The organism is Bradyrhizobium sp. AZCC 2176, assembly GCF_036924645.1.
GTDB lineage: Bacteria > Pseudomonadota > Alphaproteobacteria > Rhizobiales > Xanthobacteraceae > Bradyrhizobium.
Genome location: NZ_JAZHRX010000001.1, coordinates 3,844,351 through 3,858,048, shown reverse-complemented (window position 1 = coordinate 3,858,048; position 13,698 = coordinate 3,844,351). Strand labels below are relative to the sequence as shown.

The following is a 13,698-nucleotide window of genomic DNA, read 5'->3' as shown; positions in this document are numbered from 1 at the left end:
CGTACTCAAGTTTCCCTAACGGGTGGTTGTTTCGGTGCCGGTGTTTTCCGCATTTATACGGAGTTTTGCGCCAGGCCCGGCCGGCTGGGCAGCCGCGCCTGGCGGCAACGTCCGCTTCCGGAGGCCTCGACGCTACAATCCGCACAGGACCGTCATCACCCGGCACGAAAGACGCAGAGACCCGTATCTGTTCCTTCTTCGGAACCTATCGAGCTGACAACAGAGCAGCGTCAAAACCGAGTGTCGCGCATCTGCGCTTCATCGACGTGGCGTGCACGCAACAGTCGAGGGAAGTGTTGGTGCGAGCCATTGCAGCTTCGCAGCATTAGCGCATAATTCGGCGGGACGGCGCAGCACTTTTGATTCGAACATCGGCAGAATTCGAGCAACCACACCGGGCGACTCCCGGGTGATGGATGACGCGTGCGGCAGTGCAAACCGCGTGCAGCGCCCCCAGTGAACAGCGGCCAGCACCGCGCGCAACCTTGGGGAACGCATCGATGACTTTCCATCGTACAAGCAGAATCGCACTTCTCTTCGCCATCGCCGTCGCGGCGACGGCGCTTTCCGCACGCCCGAGCCTTGCCTTCTCGGAAGCGCAGCAGATGTGCACGGGCGACGCCATGCGGCTATGCGGCCATGAGGTCCCCAACGTCCAGCGAATCACCGCCTGCATGGTCAGGCACCGCGCGCAGGTCAGTCCGGGCTGCCGTGCCGTGATGGACCGCGAGCATGCCGCACGGAAACGAGCCGCCACCGCCGAGTAACAGATCGCTTCGCTCGAAGATGAACGCTGAACAGCCTCAGTCGGGCAATGTGCAATGCTGCGGCTGTTTTGTTTTCCTGCCGGACTCTTTCGCTACGCCGCGCCGCGATCGATTTCCCGGCTCAACGAAGATCAGCCTGAAAGCGCATCCACTGCGCTTCCGGCGGCTACTCCCCCCACAGCGCGAACGCGTCGTTGAACGCGCGTTCGCCGGGGCCGCCCTTTTCGATCGCGATGATGGCGCGGCGCTGGTTGACATAGACCAGCGGCACGTCGAACCAGGAGCGCTCCTTCAGGAGCTGCAAATTGCGGGCGCGATCGGAATCGACGTTGGAGAGGCCGACCAGGAAGAAGCCGTCGGTGACTTTCACGGCAAGGCCTGCCAGCGGCGTGCCGCGCGCCTGCTCGTTGGACTTCATCAAAATGCCCGGCACGTTGCCGACGCCGCCGCCGGAGAAATCCTGCGGCAGGATGAAGGTCAATTCAGCGGTGTGGCTCGCCGGCAGCGAACTGTCGGTGTTGCGGCGGAATGACATCGTCATCTTGAACTTGCGGTCGGGAATCTCGATGTCGGCGCGCACGGCAACGTCAGGCTTCTGGTTGCCGCTCGCCTTGATCGGTTCGGTACGCCAGATCACCGAACCGACATATTGCTTGCCCTTCGGATCGGACGGGTCCTCGTCATAGAGCACGACGCGCTGCGCCACCGGCGCCACGTTCTCGCCCGGCGACGGCTGGCCGACGCGATCGGGGATTTTCGGGCGCGACTGCGGCGCTGCCGGATCCTTCGGCGCTTCCACGACGGTCGAGGATTTGAACAGGCTGCTCACGGCCGAGACCACCGACCTGCCCCACAGGATGCCGGCGCCGACCAGAATCAGCACGATGCCGACCGCAATCGCGCTCTTGAACGGAAACACCGTGCCGGCACGGGCGCGCTTCTTCGGCTCGCGGTCGCGATCCTGCGAGAGCCGCGGCCGATCGCGCAGCGGCGGCGGCGGCGCATAGCGGTCGGCTTCCGCCAGCGATTCGTCGTACGAATAAGGCGCCTCGGGATCGGCGCCGCGGTTTTCCATGCTCGGCTCGAGCCGGTCGAATTCCGGCGAGGGCGACGGCACGTTGGCGTAGGTCTTCCGTGCGTTGCGATTGGCCTGCGCCGCGGCACGGCCGAGATCGTCGGCATCGGCGGCGATGTCGCGGAAGCCGCGCACGCCCGGCGGGGGCGGAGGCATCTGCGGCGCGCCATTATCGGGACCGCGGCGGGGGCCGCCTCCGCGAGGCGGCGGCGGGAGCCCGGCATCCTGCATTGGAATTTGCGGCGGCTGCGGGCGCGGCGCACCGGGCGGCGGCGCATCGGCGCGCAGATTGCGCGGCGGGCGCGGCTCTTCCTGGCCAAGCGGCGGACGCGCCTCGCGCGCGGTGCCTTGAGCCGGCGGACGCGGACGTAACGCAGAACCGGCGGCAGCGGCAGATGCGGCTTCCGGCGGACGCGCATTGGCGCGGCGGAAGGCGTCGCCGCCGCGCGCTGCCGCGCCGCCGCCCGGCCGCGAGGCCTCGCGGGCGCGCTGGGCGGCTTCCGATTCGACCTTGCGCACGGCCTCTTCCAGCGACAGCCGCTCGCGAGTGATTTCGGATTCGGAAAGCGGCGGCTGAACGCTGCGCAACTGCGCGATCAGCGCAGTGCGGGCCCGCTCATAGAGCGCGCGGCGGCTCTCGCCCGGAGCATTAGGGTCCAGGCCGGCGATAGCGCGTGCGATCAGCGGGTAATAATCAGCCATTTCTCTTCAATACTGCAGCTCGATATTGGAGCCTTGGCGGTAACATCCCGTTAAGCCTCGAACGGGTTCTGTACCAGAATAGTATCCTCGCGTTCGGGGCTGGTGGAAAGCAATGCAATCGGACAACCCACGAGTTCCTCGACCCGGCGGACATATTTGATGGCCTGGGCCGGCAAGTCCGCCCAGGAACGGGCATTGGCGGTCGGCTCTTTCCAACCCTCGATCGTCTCATAAACAGGAACCACCCGGGCCTGGGCGCCCTCGCCCGCCGGCAGATGGTCGATTTCCTTGCCGTCCAGCATGTAGCCGGTGCAGACCTCGATGGTGTCGAAGCCGTCGAGAATATCGAGTTTTGTAAGCGCCAGCCCGGTGATGCCGCAGGTGCGGACGGTCTGCCGCACCAGCACCGCATCGAACCAGCCGCAGCGGCGTGGACGGCCGGTATTGGTGCCGAACTCGCGGCCGCGTTCGCCGATCTTGCGGCCGATGTCGTTGTCTTGCTCGGTCGGGAACGGTCCCTGCCCCACGCGAGTCGTGTAGGCCTTGCAGATGCCAAGCACGTAACCGACCGAGGCCGGGCCCAGGCCGGTGCCGGTCGCCGCCTGCGCCGCCACCGTATTGGACGAGGTGACGTAAGGGTAGGTGCCGTGATCCACATCCAGCAGCGCGCCCTGCGCGCCCTCGAACAGGATGCGCTTGCCCTCGCGGCGCTTGATGTCGAGCAGCCGCCACACCGTCTCGGCGTAGGGCAACAGTTTTGGCGCCAGCGCGGAGAGCTCCTTCAGGATGCCGCCGCCGTCGATCTCCTCCAGGTTGAGCCCGCGGCGCAGCGCGTTGTGATGCGCCAGCAGACGGTCGATCTTGTGCGGCAGCGTGTCGAGGTCAGCGAGGTCCATCAGGCGGATGGCGCGGCGGCCGACCTTGTCTTCATAGGCAGGTCCGATGCCGCGACGCGTGGTGCCGATCGCGGTGACCGCATTGGAGGATTCCCGCAAGGCGTCGAGATCGCGGTGCAACGGCAGGATCAGCGTGACGTTTTCGGCGATTCGCAGATTGTCCGGGCTGATGGCGACGCCCTGCCCCTTCAGCCGTGCAACTTCATCGAGAAAGGCCTGCGGATCAAAGACGACGCCATTGCCGATCACGGCCAGCTTCGAGGGCCGCAATACGCCCGACGGCAGCAGCGCCAGCTTGTAGGTCTCGCCATTGATGACGAGCGTATGGCCGGCATTGTGGCCGCCCTGGAAGCGCACGACGATATCGGCCTGTTCCGACAACCAGTCGACGATCTTGCCCTTCCCCTCGTCGCCCCATTGGGCGCCGACGACGACAACATTGGCCATTTCTAAAGTGTTCCCTGCAAATCTATTGGTCCCAGCATGACCTTTCCGGAAAACCGGTCTCCCCTTTTCCGGATCATGCGCTAGCTTGCCCAGCCCAAATCACGGCCGGGGCCGTTCGCACGCGAGGCAGCCCCACCGGATAAAGGAAGCGGGTGCTCTAGGCAAGCAAGAAGGCGGCTTTAGGGGGGTCTTAGAACGGCTCCAACCCATTGATATCCCCGTAAAATTCGTGACCACCGGACGAGAGGCGCATTAACATCCGGCAATGACGGAAAGGCCATGTCGAAAACCACCCGTGCAACCCAGGCGCTGGAAAAGCTTGGCGTGAAATTCACCCTGCATGCCTACGACTACGATCCGGATGCGGCGAGCATCGGGCTGCAGGCGGCGGAAGCGCTCGGCGTTGAGCCTGCGCGCGTGCTCAAAACGCTGATGGCCGAGGTCGACGGCAAGCCGGTCTGCGCCGTGGTGCCGTCGGACTGCGAGGTCAGCATGAAAAAGCTCGCCAGCGCCTTCGCCGCCAAGGCGGCGAAGATGATGCGGCCGGCGGATGCCGAACGGCTGACTGGCTACCATGTCGGCGGCATCTCGCCGTTCGGGCAGAAGAAGCGCGTGCCGGTCGCGATCGAGGCGGCGGCGCTCGGCCATGCCAGCGTGTTCATCAATGGCGGCCAGCGCGGCCTGCAGGTCGAACTCGCTCCCGAGGACGCCGTGAAGGCTGCGGGCGCGATCGCGCGCGCACTGGTGACGTGAGCGGCTTTGGCTTCGGCAAGCCGCTACTGGGTGAGTGTGGGCTGCGTCTGCGCCCATAGCATCGCCTCGATGATGGCGTTGCGCAGTTTCGGGCGTTGCTCCTCATCGCATTCGATGAACGCCAGGATCGAATTGGCGCGAACGGCAAACTGGTGACGTGTTTCGGCTTCGGCTTCTTCGGCCGACATCGGATTGTTCAAAGGAATGACCCATCTTCTCTAGAAATTCGCCTCACGGACAGACAAAGCTGTTGCGCAGCCGCCGCCTGCAAAACCGTGGTCCCAGCGATCGAACGAACGCCCTGTACTGAAATTAGCCCGGAATAACCCACTGCATGCGCCCGAAAAACAAACCAGGGTTGGGTCGCATGAATCAATCGTCCTTTGATTGCATATCCGCCCGCCCGCTGGCAACCCCAAACAACGGACAAGGAACAGAATAAGGCGGGGTGCATGGTCGCGATGCATCCTGCCCCATTGATGAGCGCCCCAAATCCGTGTCTGTGACGGGGGCCGGGCTGCATTCCGGCCCGGCGACGTCAGCCGGGCGGGCCGCGGCGCCATGCACCGGGCCTTAGATGACGGCATCCGAACAGACCTCACCCGCCCGATCCGGAAACTGGCTCGCCAACCAGCCTTATCTGCTGCTCAGCATCACCGCGCTATGCTGGGCCGGCAACGCCATCGTCGGAAGGCTGGCCGCCGGCCATATCGCGCCGGTGACGCTTTCGTTCCTGCGCTGGTCGTTCGCATTCCTGATCATCCTGCCGTTTGCGTGGAAGCATCTGGCGCGCGACTGGGCGGCAATCCGCAGCCGCCTCGGCATCATGATCCTGCTCTCCATCACCGGCATCGGCGCGTTCAATACGCTGCAATACTGGGCGCTCGAGCACACCCAGGCGCTGAACACACTGTTGTTGCAGTCGGCCGGCCCGCTGGTGGTCGCGGTGTGGTCGCTGCTGCTGCTCGGCGTGCGGCTGACGCTGGCGCAGGCGGCGGGCGTCATGCTGTCGATGGCCGGTGTGCTGATCATCCTGATGCATGGCGACCTCACCAAGCTGTCCGGCATCGACTTCAATATCGGCGACCTGATCTTCATCGTGGCGCTGGCGATCTTCGGGATCTATTCGGTGCTGTCGCTGAAACGCCCCGATATCCATGGCCTGTCATTCGTCGCCTTCACCTTCGGAGCCGGCGCGGCCTGCCTGATCCCGCTGTTCATCTGGGAACTGTTCGCGCGGCCGCCGATGCAGATCGACACCGCCAATCTGCTGACGCTGTTCTATGTCGCGCTGTTTCCCTCGACGATCGCCTATCTCTGCTTCAATCGCGGCGTGCAACTGATCGGCGCCAACCGCGCCGCGCCGTTCTTCCACGTGGTGCCGGTGTTCGGAACCATTATGTCGATCGTCTTCCTCGGCGAGCATCCGCAGGCGTTCCACTTCATCGGCTTCGCGCTGGTGCTGGCCGGGGTGTTTGTGGCGTCGCGGAAACAATCTGGCTAGCGACAGGACTATCCTTCGCTCTCCCTACTCTCGCGGCGAGATGGGTCAGGGCGATGGGCTCTCTCCGCAGATAACGATGCCGCGATACTTGTACCGCTCCCCTCGCCCGAAATTCGCGCTTCCCGCAAATTTCGACCTTTCCCCGCAAGCGGCGAGAGGTTAAGGGGCTCGCGGTGACTTACCGGGCTAAATCCGCTATTTCTTGGCCCTGCTTCGGAAGGGTTCGATGAAGGTTCGCGCCAGCAATCTGATGATCGGCACGCTCGTCCTGGTCCTGATCGGGGGATCGCTGGGCGGGTTTCTCGGCTATCAGAAGTTCGTCAGCGCCAAGCAGAAGGTGCCGTTCCGCGTGATCTTCGAAGGCTCGGCGTCCGGCCTGCGCAAGGGCGGCAGCGTCAATTTCGCCGGCATCCGGGTCGGCGACGTGGTCTCGCTCAAGCTCGACCATCCGCGCCGCGTCGTGGCGCTTGCCATGATCGACGGCAACACGCCGGTGAAAAGCGACACGCAAGTCGGCCTCGAATTTCAGGGGCTGACCGGCATTGCGGCGATCTCGTTCACCGGCGGATCGGACGAGGCGGCGCCGCCGCCAAAGGGCGCGGACGGCATTCCCGAGCTGACCGCCGATCCGGAAGGGATGCTCAACACCCAGGAAAAGATCCGCGCGGCGCTGCGCAATGTCGACCGGGTGATATCAGACAACGAGGTGGCGATCAAAGATACGCTGCGGAATTTCGAGACGTTCACCGCCTCGCTGTCCGGCAATGGCGAGAAGATCACTTCCATCATCGCGACCGCCGAAAACGGCGTCAACGCCGTCGACGACGCGCTGACCAAGACCAAGGATTTCCTCGGCAGCCTCGCCAGCGACAAATATGGCGGCGAATTGCTGCCGACCGTGATTTCGATGCGCGAGCTGATCGAAAGTTTCGACAAGAAGTCCGGGCAGTTGATCGCCGAGACGCGAAAAATGCTCGGCGAGGTCAGCGCGTCCGTCACCAAGGCCGGCCAGAAATTCGGCGGACCGCCTCCCCGCCGCTAACCTGCCTCCGCACAACAACCAAGAAAACTGGAACGCCCGACGTGCTCGACAAATCCGCTAGCCTGACCGCGCCGCCCACGACGGTGAACCGCACCGAAAGCGCGGTGCCGCGGGCTTTGCAAAAATATCTCTCGCTCGACGATTTCGAACCGACCGCACGGCGCCGGATTCCAAAATTCCTTTACGGCTACATATCTGGCGGTGCCGAGACTGACGCGGCCGTCCGCGACAACCGCAAGGCCTTCGACGAATACGGCTTTGTGCCGCGCGTGCTCAACGACGTCTCCGGCCGCGACCAGACCACGACGCTGTTCGGCAAGACCTATGCCTCGCCGTTCGGCATTCCGCCGATGGGCTCTTCGGCGCTGTGCGCCTATCGCGGCGACATCGCGCTGACGCAGGCGGCCAGGTCTGAGAACGTGCCGATGATTCTCAGCGCCTCGTCGCTGATCACGCTGGAGGATGTGCGCGCCGCCAACCAGGCGGCGTGGTACCAGGCCTATCTCGCCGGCCTGCCCGAGCGGATCGAGCCGCTGGTCGATCGCGTGGCGGCGGCCGGCTACGACACCTTCGTCGTCACCGCCGACGTGCCGGTACCGCCGAACCGCGAGAACAACATCCGGAACGGTTTTCAGGTGCCGCTCGCGATCACGCCGCGCGTGTTCTGGGACACGGTCACCCATCCGCACTGGCTGTTCGGCACCTGGGCCCGCACGGTGATGCACCACGGCATGCCGCATTTCGAGAACATGGACGCCAAACGCGGCCCGCCGGTGCTGGCAAAAAACCTGATGCGGAACATCGGCGCCCGCGACCAGCTCGCCTGGAAGCATGTCGAACTGATCCGCAAGCGCTGGAAGGGCAAGCTCGTCGTCAAGGGACTGATCTCGCCGACCGATGCGCGCATCGCGCGCGAGAGCGGCGTCGACGGCGTGATGCTGTCCAACCATGGCGGCCGCCAGCTCGACTACACGATGTCGGGCCTGCGCACGCTGCCGGAGATCGCGGCCGAAGCAAACGGGATGACAGTCATGGTCGATGGCGGCATCCGCCGCGGCACCGACGTGATCAAGGCGCTCGCGCTCGGCGCGCATTTCGTCTGGATAGGCCGTCCCTTCCTTTATGCCGCGATTGCCGGCGGCGAAGCCGGCGTGCAGCGCGCGATCACGCTGCTCAAGGCCGAGATCGACCGCGACCTGGCGCTGCTCGGCATCCGCAATCTGAGCGAGATCACGCCGGATCTGGTGCGGAAATTCTAGCAGCCGAAGCGGCGCTCACCTCCGCCCGCCCTGCACTCCTGATGTCGTAGGCCGTCACTGGCTTGCGCCTGAAGGGCGTGCCCGCAGACTTCTCGCGGGTTGGTGGCGGTAAGCTTCACCTTAAAAATCCACTATTTTCGAAAATTTTGCCGAGCACGACGGGAATTCGCCGCCGGGGCATCCTCAAGTGCTCTTGTCGGATGGACTGCCGTCGGCCACCCGCGAGCAATCAGCCGGAGCTGATCGCACCGGAGGCGTTTTGCAGCGCAGTTGAGCGTGGGCTGGATAGGGCCGGCGACCAGGGTGCAGATTGGCAAAATCCTGTTGCAATCATTTTCGCAATGAGCAATATTTTCGAAAATACTTGAAATTGGGGAGCGGCATTCGCATGAGGGCTGTATTGGTGCATCGTCCGGGAGGCCCGGAGGCGCTCGACTACACCGAGTTGCCAATGCCGGCCCTGGGCGAGCGGGACGTCCTGATCCGCGCCAAGGCCTTCGGCGTCGGGCAGCCCGACAGACTGATCCGCAGCGGCGTCTACAAATGGATGCCGCCGCTGCCGGCCAATCCCGGCAACGACGTCGCCGGACAGATCGAAGCCGTCGGCGCCGAGGTGAGCGAGATCTCCGTCGGCCAGAGGGTGCTCTTGAGCGCGCGCGACCTTGCCCAGCGTGGCGGTTGCTATGCCGAATATGTCGCGGCGCCTGCGGACGCCGTGCACATGCTGCCAGGGAACGTCGCGTTCGAGGACGCCGTTTGCCTGCCGAACTACCAGGTCGCCTGGGCGCTGTTGAACAATTGCGGGTCCAGCACGCCAGCCCACTCCGCCCTCGTCGTCGGCGCAGCCGGCGGGGTCGGGACCTCGCTGGTGCAGCTTGCGAAAATCGCCGGGATGAAAGTGATCGGGACCGTCTCTACGGCGGAGAAGGCCGCGTTCGCGCGCAAGATGGGGGCTGATGAAACCATCTTCTACCGCGACGAGAACGTGATCGCCCGCACCCGCGCGCTGACGGACGGCCGCGGCGTCAGCCTGGTGCTCGATCACGTCTGCGGGCCGGAATTCTATTCCTACCTCGGCGCGCTCGATAAATGGGGCACCCTCATCTCCTACAACGCGTTTGCCGGACTGCCGACCGAAAACCTGATGGGCGAGATGCGGAAGTATCTCGATATCTGCCCGGCGATCCGCTGCTTTTCCTTTCACATCTATGATCACGACCGCGACGGTCGGCGCGACATCATGCGCAGGATGATCGGCTATCTCGCCGACGGCGCCATTCGCCCGTCGATCTTCAAATGCTTCAAGCTCTCGGAAGTGCGCGCCGCGCATGAACTGCTCGATTCAGGCGCCGCATTCGGCAAGATCGTGATGACCCCGGACTGAGCGGCGTGCTCGCGCGGCGTCGGCCCGGCCGGCGAGGCTAACGAACTCTCTCCGGCGGTGCGCGGTGCCAGCTAGCAGCACCAGGTAATCGCACCGCGTTACGACAAAAACAAAACATCAGGGATGAAACAAATGGCTCGATCGCTGGATCTACTGCATAGATGGTCTGCCCTGCGCTGCATGGCAGCCATCGTCAGTCTCGCCGGCCTGATATGTGTTACGTCCTCGATCGCCGCCGCGCAGCCCTATCCCAACCGGCCGATCCGGCTGCTGCATGGTTTTGCGGCGGGCGGCGCCGCCGATACCATGGCGCGCATCGTCTCCGACGGGCTTTCCAAGCGACTGGGACAGCCGGTGCTGGTAGAAGCCAAGCCGGGGGCCGGCGGCAATCTCGCGGCGGACGCCGTCGCCAGATCCGCGCCGGACGGCTACACGATCGGCCTCGTCACGGGAGCGCACGCGATTTCGGGAGCGCTCTACAAGCAGCTCGCCTATAGCCCCACCGACAGTTTCGAGATGCTGTCGACGATGGTCTATTACGCGCTGGTGATCGCGGTTCGCGCCGACCATCAGGCGAGGACGCTGGCGGACCTGATTGCGATGGCGAAAGCGAAGCCAGATGACCTGAGCTACGGCTCGGTCGGTTTCGGCAGCACGCATCACCTCGCCGGCGAGTTGCTGAATATCACCGCCGGCACCAAGATGGTGCACGTCCCCTATCGCGGTGACTCACTGACCGTCACCTCCCTGCTCGCCGGAGACGTTCCTGTGATCGTCGGAACAACTGTGCTGCTCGCAGGCCAGATCGAGAGCGGCGCCATTCGCGGCCTCGCGGTGACCTCGCCTGCGCGCACAAAGCTGCTTCCCAACGTGCCGTCCGCGCAGGAAGCCGGAGTCAAAGGCTTCGACGTCCGCACCTGGGCCGGGCTGGTAGTCCCCAAGGGTACGCCGCCAGATATCGTCAAACGGCTCAACACCGAGATCCAGTCGATGCTGGCCGATCCCGCGACGAAGACCGCGCTGGAGACGGCCACCGGCGGCGAAGTCCGCGGCAGCACGCCGGACGAGATGCGCGCGCTGGTGTCGTCGGAAATCGACAAATGGTCGAAGGTGATCAACGACGCCGGCATTCCGCGGATCTGACCTCACGCATAGCGCGCCGCGCCCATGCACACCGCCGTCACTGCAAGCAGTAACGCCGCGACGCGCTGGGCCGTGGCGATGCGCGAGCGCACATCCGCCGCGTCGGCTTTCCCATTGCGCAAACTTCTGATCGCGCGGCCGCCGATCGCGCCCTGAACGGCGGCGGCAACCAGCGCAGCGAGCGCCCCGACCGCCAGGATTTGCTCAGCCGTACCGAACATGCCGGCATGAACGGAGTGTCCGAGATAGGCGCCGGTCAGGATCGTGACGACCGCGGCGCCCATTTGCGGACCAAACAACTGCTCGCCGCCGGCGCCGCCGGTTCGCGCCAGCGTAAAGCTCGATCCTGCCCAGAACACCGATGACAACACGTGAAGGGACAGGGTTATGATGAGTGGAATCTGCATGGAGCTCGCTTTCGGATCGGAAGTTGTAATTAGATATACATAATGTATAATCAATTCGTCAAAAGGATGGCGAGTAAATGAAAAAGCGTGCCTATGTGAGTTCCGTGCGGTCGGCCGCCGCGGCGGAGAAGCGCGATCGCGTCATCGAAGCCGCGGCCAAACTGCTGCGCGAGGATGCGAGCATCGCGCGATTTTCGCTGGACACGGTGGCAAAAGTGGCCGGCGTGACACGACTTACCGTCTACAATCAGTTCGGATCACGGCGCGGCCTGCTCGAAGCTGTGTTCGACGACATCGCACGCCAGGGCGGGCTTCATGAAATCGCCGATGCCATGGCAATGCCGAACCCGCTGCTGGCGCTGGATCGCGTGGTCGACATCTTCTGCGGCTTCTGGGCCAGGGACGCTGCCATTGGCCGCCTCCACGAGGCGATGGCAACCGATCCCGAGTTTGCTGAGGCGCTGCTCGAACGCAACGAGCGACGCCGCAAGCTGGTCGGTATGCTGGTCGGGCGCGTCGCCGCGAAGACCGCATCGCGCCGCGCGCGCGAGGACGCCGTCGACATGATCTTTGCGCTGACGAGCTACCCGATGTTCGCGATGCTGAACCGGAGGCGGCAGACCAGCGAGGTCCGCCATCTGGTGCAAACAGCCTGCCGCGCGGCGGTTGATCCGCTGTCGCGGTAGTGCCGTAGATGGGGGTAACGGTCCCCGGATGAAGCGCAATCCCATAGCCCGGATGGAGCGCCGCGAAATCCAGGGGCAGCCTCACAGCGGTCAAGCTATTCCGGATTGCGCTTTGCTCCATCCGGACTACGGGACCTTGAACTTGCTATAGGCTTCCCTCGTCGCGATGATCACATGGGCTGCGCAGCCGTTGGTGCGGTGCGGGTCACAGCGCTGCTCGTAATCTTCCGAGGTCATCATATCGATGAACGCGGCGACCGTCGGGTAATACACCAGTGCCAGATAATCCCATTGATGGCCGTCTTGCTCCCCGAGCGCGACTGCCTTGGCGTCGCCGGTCCATAGCAGCGTGCCGCCGCGCGCCTTGATCATCGGCACGGTGAGCGCGCTGTAGCGCAGATAAGCGTCCCAGCCGGAGCCGTCGCCGTCGAGTGAGCGCTCGCGGAACCGCATCAGGTTCACCATCACCACGGGTCCTTGCGGATCGAGTTCCTGCAGGCCTTTCAGATTCAATAAATCCACACCCATCGACGGCACCTCGCGGCATCAGGCCATTCAGGACATTGTAGCATTGCATACGCGGGACTTGTCGCGTGGCGGAAAATCCGGCCCAATCTGCGTCCGCGACCATGACCCAGCCCGCACCAGCGCCGCCTGCCCTCCATCCGCTCCGGTGGCTAACCAACCAGCCCTATCTGCTGCTGAGCCTGACCTCGCTGTTCTGGGCCGGCAACATCGTGCTGGCGCGCCACGTCGCCGGCCACGTGCCGCCGCTGACGCTGTCCTGCGTCCGCTGGATCGGCACCTTTCTGATCCTGCTGCCCTTTGCCTGGCCGCACCTGAAGCGGGACTGGCCGGTGCTGCGCGCGCATCTGCCGATGATGCTGTTTCTGTCGCTGGTCGGGTTCGCCTACAACAACGCAATCTCCTACTGGGCCCTGCAATATACCGAGGCGCTGAATGCGCTTCTGATCCAGTCGGCGGGACCGCTGTTTGTCGCGCTGTGGTCGCTGGCGTTGTTCGGCGTCCGCCTGACCGGTGCGCAGCTCGCCGGCATCACCATCTCGCTCGCGGGCGTCTTGACCATCATCCTGCGCGGTGATTTTGGCGCGCTCGCCGGCATCAGCTTCAACCGTGGCGACCTGATGTTTGCGAGTTCGCTGGTGTCGTTCGGGCTGTATTCGGCGCTGATCCCGCGCCGGCCGGTGACGCACGCGCTGTCGCTGATTTCGTTCACCACCTGCTGCGGCGCGCTGATGCTGGTGCCGTTCTCGATCTGGGAGTTCTCGACCGGCGCCACGTTGAAGTTCGACTTCATCTCGATGGCGACGCTGGGCTATGCCGTGATCTTTCCCTCGACGCTGGCCTATCTGTTCTTCAACCGCGGACTGGCGTTGATCGGGCCGAACCGTGCCGCGCCGTTCTTTCATTTGGTGCCGGTGTTCGGCTCGGCGATGGCGATCCTGCTGCTCGGCGAACAATTGCGGATATTCCATCTGGTGGGCTATGCGCTGGTGCTGGCCGGCGTGGTGATCGCCTCGCGGCGGGCTTCGGCAAAGAAGGCGTAGCACTCCGGCGTGGCGTCTTACCGGCTTTCGCTTTGCTCCGGGGCAGGCTAGCTTGCCAGCCAATC

At 64.4% G+C, this 13,698-nt stretch carries 14 protein-coding genes; 9 read left to right on the top strand and 5 right to left on the bottom strand.

Annotated elements, in window-relative coordinates; genetic code table 11:
- Positions 1 to 500: 500 nt before the first annotated feature.
- On the top strand, positions 501 to 767 hold the full coding sequence (locus tag V1288_RS18025) for a hypothetical protein (RefSeq protein WP_334358305.1): 267 nt from the start codon (positions 501 to 503) through the stop codon (positions 765 to 767).
- Between the two features lie 166 nt (positions 768 to 933).
- Here V1288_RS18025 and V1288_RS18020 read toward each other — a convergent pair whose 3' ends face one another.
- Positions 934 to 2,544, bottom strand: a complete 1,611-nt coding sequence (locus V1288_RS18020; RefSeq protein WP_334358304.1) for a hypothetical protein — start codon at positions 2,542 to 2,544, stop codon at positions 934 to 936.
- A gap of 50 nt (positions 2,545 to 2,594) precedes the next feature.
- Positions 2,595 to 3,887 carry an adenylosuccinate synthase gene (locus V1288_RS18015; RefSeq protein WP_334358303.1) on the bottom strand — a complete coding sequence of 431 codons (1,293 nt, stop codon included), beginning with the start codon at positions 3,885 to 3,887 and terminating at the stop codon, positions 2,595 to 2,597.
- Between the two features lie 279 nt (positions 3,888 to 4,166).
- Between V1288_RS18015 and ybaK the strand changes: the two genes are divergently transcribed.
- Positions 4,167 to 4,640, top strand: coding sequence for a Cys-tRNA(Pro) deacylase (gene ybaK, locus V1288_RS18010; protein WP_334358302.1), 474 nt, complete (start codon positions 4,167 to 4,169; stop codon positions 4,638 to 4,640).
- A 23-nt stretch (positions 4,641 to 4,663) separates the two neighbouring features.
- Here the strand turns inward: ybaK and V1288_RS18005 are convergent, their stop codons facing one another.
- Positions 4,664 to 4,828: a hypothetical protein gene (locus V1288_RS18005; protein WP_334358301.1), complete on the bottom strand. Its 165-nt coding sequence runs from the start codon at positions 4,826 to 4,828 to the stop codon at positions 4,664 to 4,666.
- Between the two features lie 389 nt (positions 4,829 to 5,217).
- Between V1288_RS18005 and V1288_RS18000 the strand changes: the two genes are divergently transcribed.
- The 5 genes from V1288_RS18000 to V1288_RS17980 all read left to right on the top strand — a co-directional run bounded on the left by V1288_RS18000 (position 5,218) and on the right by V1288_RS17980 (position 10,972).
- Entirely contained in the window at positions 5,218 to 6,144 is a 927-nt protein-coding gene (locus V1288_RS18000) for a DMT family transporter (RefSeq protein WP_334358300.1), read from the top strand.
- Between the two features lie 226 nt (positions 6,145 to 6,370).
- Positions 6,371 to 7,186, top strand: coding sequence for an MlaD family protein (locus tag V1288_RS17995; protein WP_334358299.1), 816 nt, complete (start codon positions 6,371 to 6,373; stop codon positions 7,184 to 7,186).
- A gap of 104 nt (positions 7,187 to 7,290) precedes the next feature.
- On the top strand, positions 7,291 to 8,445 hold the full coding sequence (locus tag V1288_RS17990; protein ID WP_442894034.1) for an alpha-hydroxy acid oxidase: 1,155 nt from the start codon (positions 7,291 to 7,293) through the stop codon (positions 8,443 to 8,445).
- A gap of 388 nt (positions 8,446 to 8,833) precedes the next feature.
- On the top strand, positions 8,834 to 9,829 hold the full coding sequence (locus tag V1288_RS17985; protein ID WP_334358297.1) for a zinc-dependent alcohol dehydrogenase family protein: 996 nt from the start codon (positions 8,834 to 8,836) through the stop codon (positions 9,827 to 9,829).
- Between the two features lie 132 nt (positions 9,830 to 9,961).
- Complete coding sequence (locus V1288_RS17980; protein WP_334358296.1) at positions 9,962 to 10,972, top strand: tripartite tricarboxylate transporter substrate binding protein; 1,011 nt, start codon at positions 9,962 to 9,964, stop codon at positions 10,970 to 10,972.
- A 2-nt stretch (positions 10,973 to 10,974) separates the two neighbouring features.
- Here the strand turns inward: V1288_RS17980 and V1288_RS17975 are convergent, their stop codons facing one another.
- The gene (locus V1288_RS17975) at positions 10,975 to 11,379 is read right to left on the bottom strand and encodes a hypothetical protein (RefSeq protein WP_334358295.1); all 405 of its coding nucleotides are present in this window, start codon (positions 11,377 to 11,379) and stop codon (positions 10,975 to 10,977) included.
- Positions 11,380 to 11,456: 77 nt separating this feature from the next.
- Between V1288_RS17975 and V1288_RS17970 the strand changes: the two genes are divergently transcribed.
- Complete coding sequence (locus V1288_RS17970; RefSeq protein ID WP_334358294.1) at positions 11,457 to 12,065, top strand: TetR/AcrR family transcriptional regulator; 609 nt, start codon at positions 11,457 to 11,459, stop codon at positions 12,063 to 12,065.
- Positions 12,066 to 12,191: 126 nt separating this feature from the next.
- Here V1288_RS17970 and V1288_RS17965 read toward each other — a convergent pair whose 3' ends face one another.
- The gene (locus tag V1288_RS17965) at positions 12,192 to 12,593 is read right to left on the bottom strand and encodes a DUF1330 domain-containing protein (RefSeq protein ID WP_334358293.1); all 402 of its coding nucleotides are present in this window, start codon (positions 12,591 to 12,593) and stop codon (positions 12,192 to 12,194) included.
- 101 nt (positions 12,594 to 12,694) lie between these two features.
- Here V1288_RS17965 and V1288_RS17960 point away from each other — a divergent pair, with 101 nt between their 5' ends.
- A complete protein-coding gene (locus V1288_RS17960; protein WP_334361346.1) occupies positions 12,695 to 13,633 on the top strand; it encodes a DMT family transporter in 939 nt (312 codons plus the stop codon).
- The last annotated feature ends 65 nt before the right edge of the window (positions 13,634 to 13,698 follow it).

Excerpts from the sequence above, each read along its gene's own strand:
- V1288_RS18020 (WP_334358304.1), bottom strand. The coding sequence starts at position 2,544 with ATGGCTGATTATTACCCGCTGATCGCACGCGCTATCGCCGGCCTGGAC.
- V1288_RS17985 (WP_334358297.1), top strand. The coding sequence starts at position 8,834 with ATGAGGGCTGTATTGGTGCATCGTCCGGGAGGCCCGGAGGCGCTCGAC.
- V1288_RS17980 (WP_334358296.1), top strand. The coding sequence starts at position 9,962 with ATGGCTCGATCGCTGGATCTACTGCATAGATGGTCTGCCCTGCGCTGC.
- V1288_RS17965 (WP_334358293.1), bottom strand. The coding sequence starts at position 12,593 with ATGGGTGTGGATTTATTGAATCTGAAAGGCCTGCAGGAACTCGATCCG.
- V1288_RS18025 (WP_334358305.1), top strand. The coding sequence starts at position 501 with ATGACTTTCCATCGTACAAGCAGAATCGCACTTCTCTTCGCCATCGCC.
- V1288_RS18015 (WP_334358303.1), bottom strand. The coding sequence starts at position 3,887 with ATGGCCAATGTTGTCGTCGTCGGCGCCCAATGGGGCGACGAGGGGAAG.
- V1288_RS18005 (WP_334358301.1), bottom strand. The coding sequence starts at position 4,828 with ATGTCGGCCGAAGAAGCCGAAGCCGAAACACGTCACCAGTTTGCCGTT.
- V1288_RS17970 (WP_334358294.1), top strand. The coding sequence starts at position 11,457 with ATGAAAAAGCGTGCCTATGTGAGTTCCGTGCGGTCGGCCGCCGCGGCG.
- V1288_RS17975 (WP_334358295.1), bottom strand. The coding sequence starts at position 11,379 with ATGCAGATTCCACTCATCATAACCCTGTCCCTTCACGTGTTGTCATCG.
- V1288_RS17995 (WP_334358299.1), top strand. The coding sequence starts at position 6,371 with ATGAAGGTTCGCGCCAGCAATCTGATGATCGGCACGCTCGTCCTGGTC.
- V1288_RS17960 (WP_334361346.1), top strand. The coding sequence starts at position 12,695 with ATGACCCAGCCCGCACCAGCGCCGCCTGCCCTCCATCCGCTCCGGTGG.
- V1288_RS18000 (WP_334358300.1), top strand. The coding sequence starts at position 5,218 with ATGACGGCATCCGAACAGACCTCACCCGCCCGATCCGGAAACTGGCTC.
- ybaK (WP_334358302.1), top strand. The coding sequence starts at position 4,167 with ATGTCGAAAACCACCCGTGCAACCCAGGCGCTGGAAAAGCTTGGCGTG.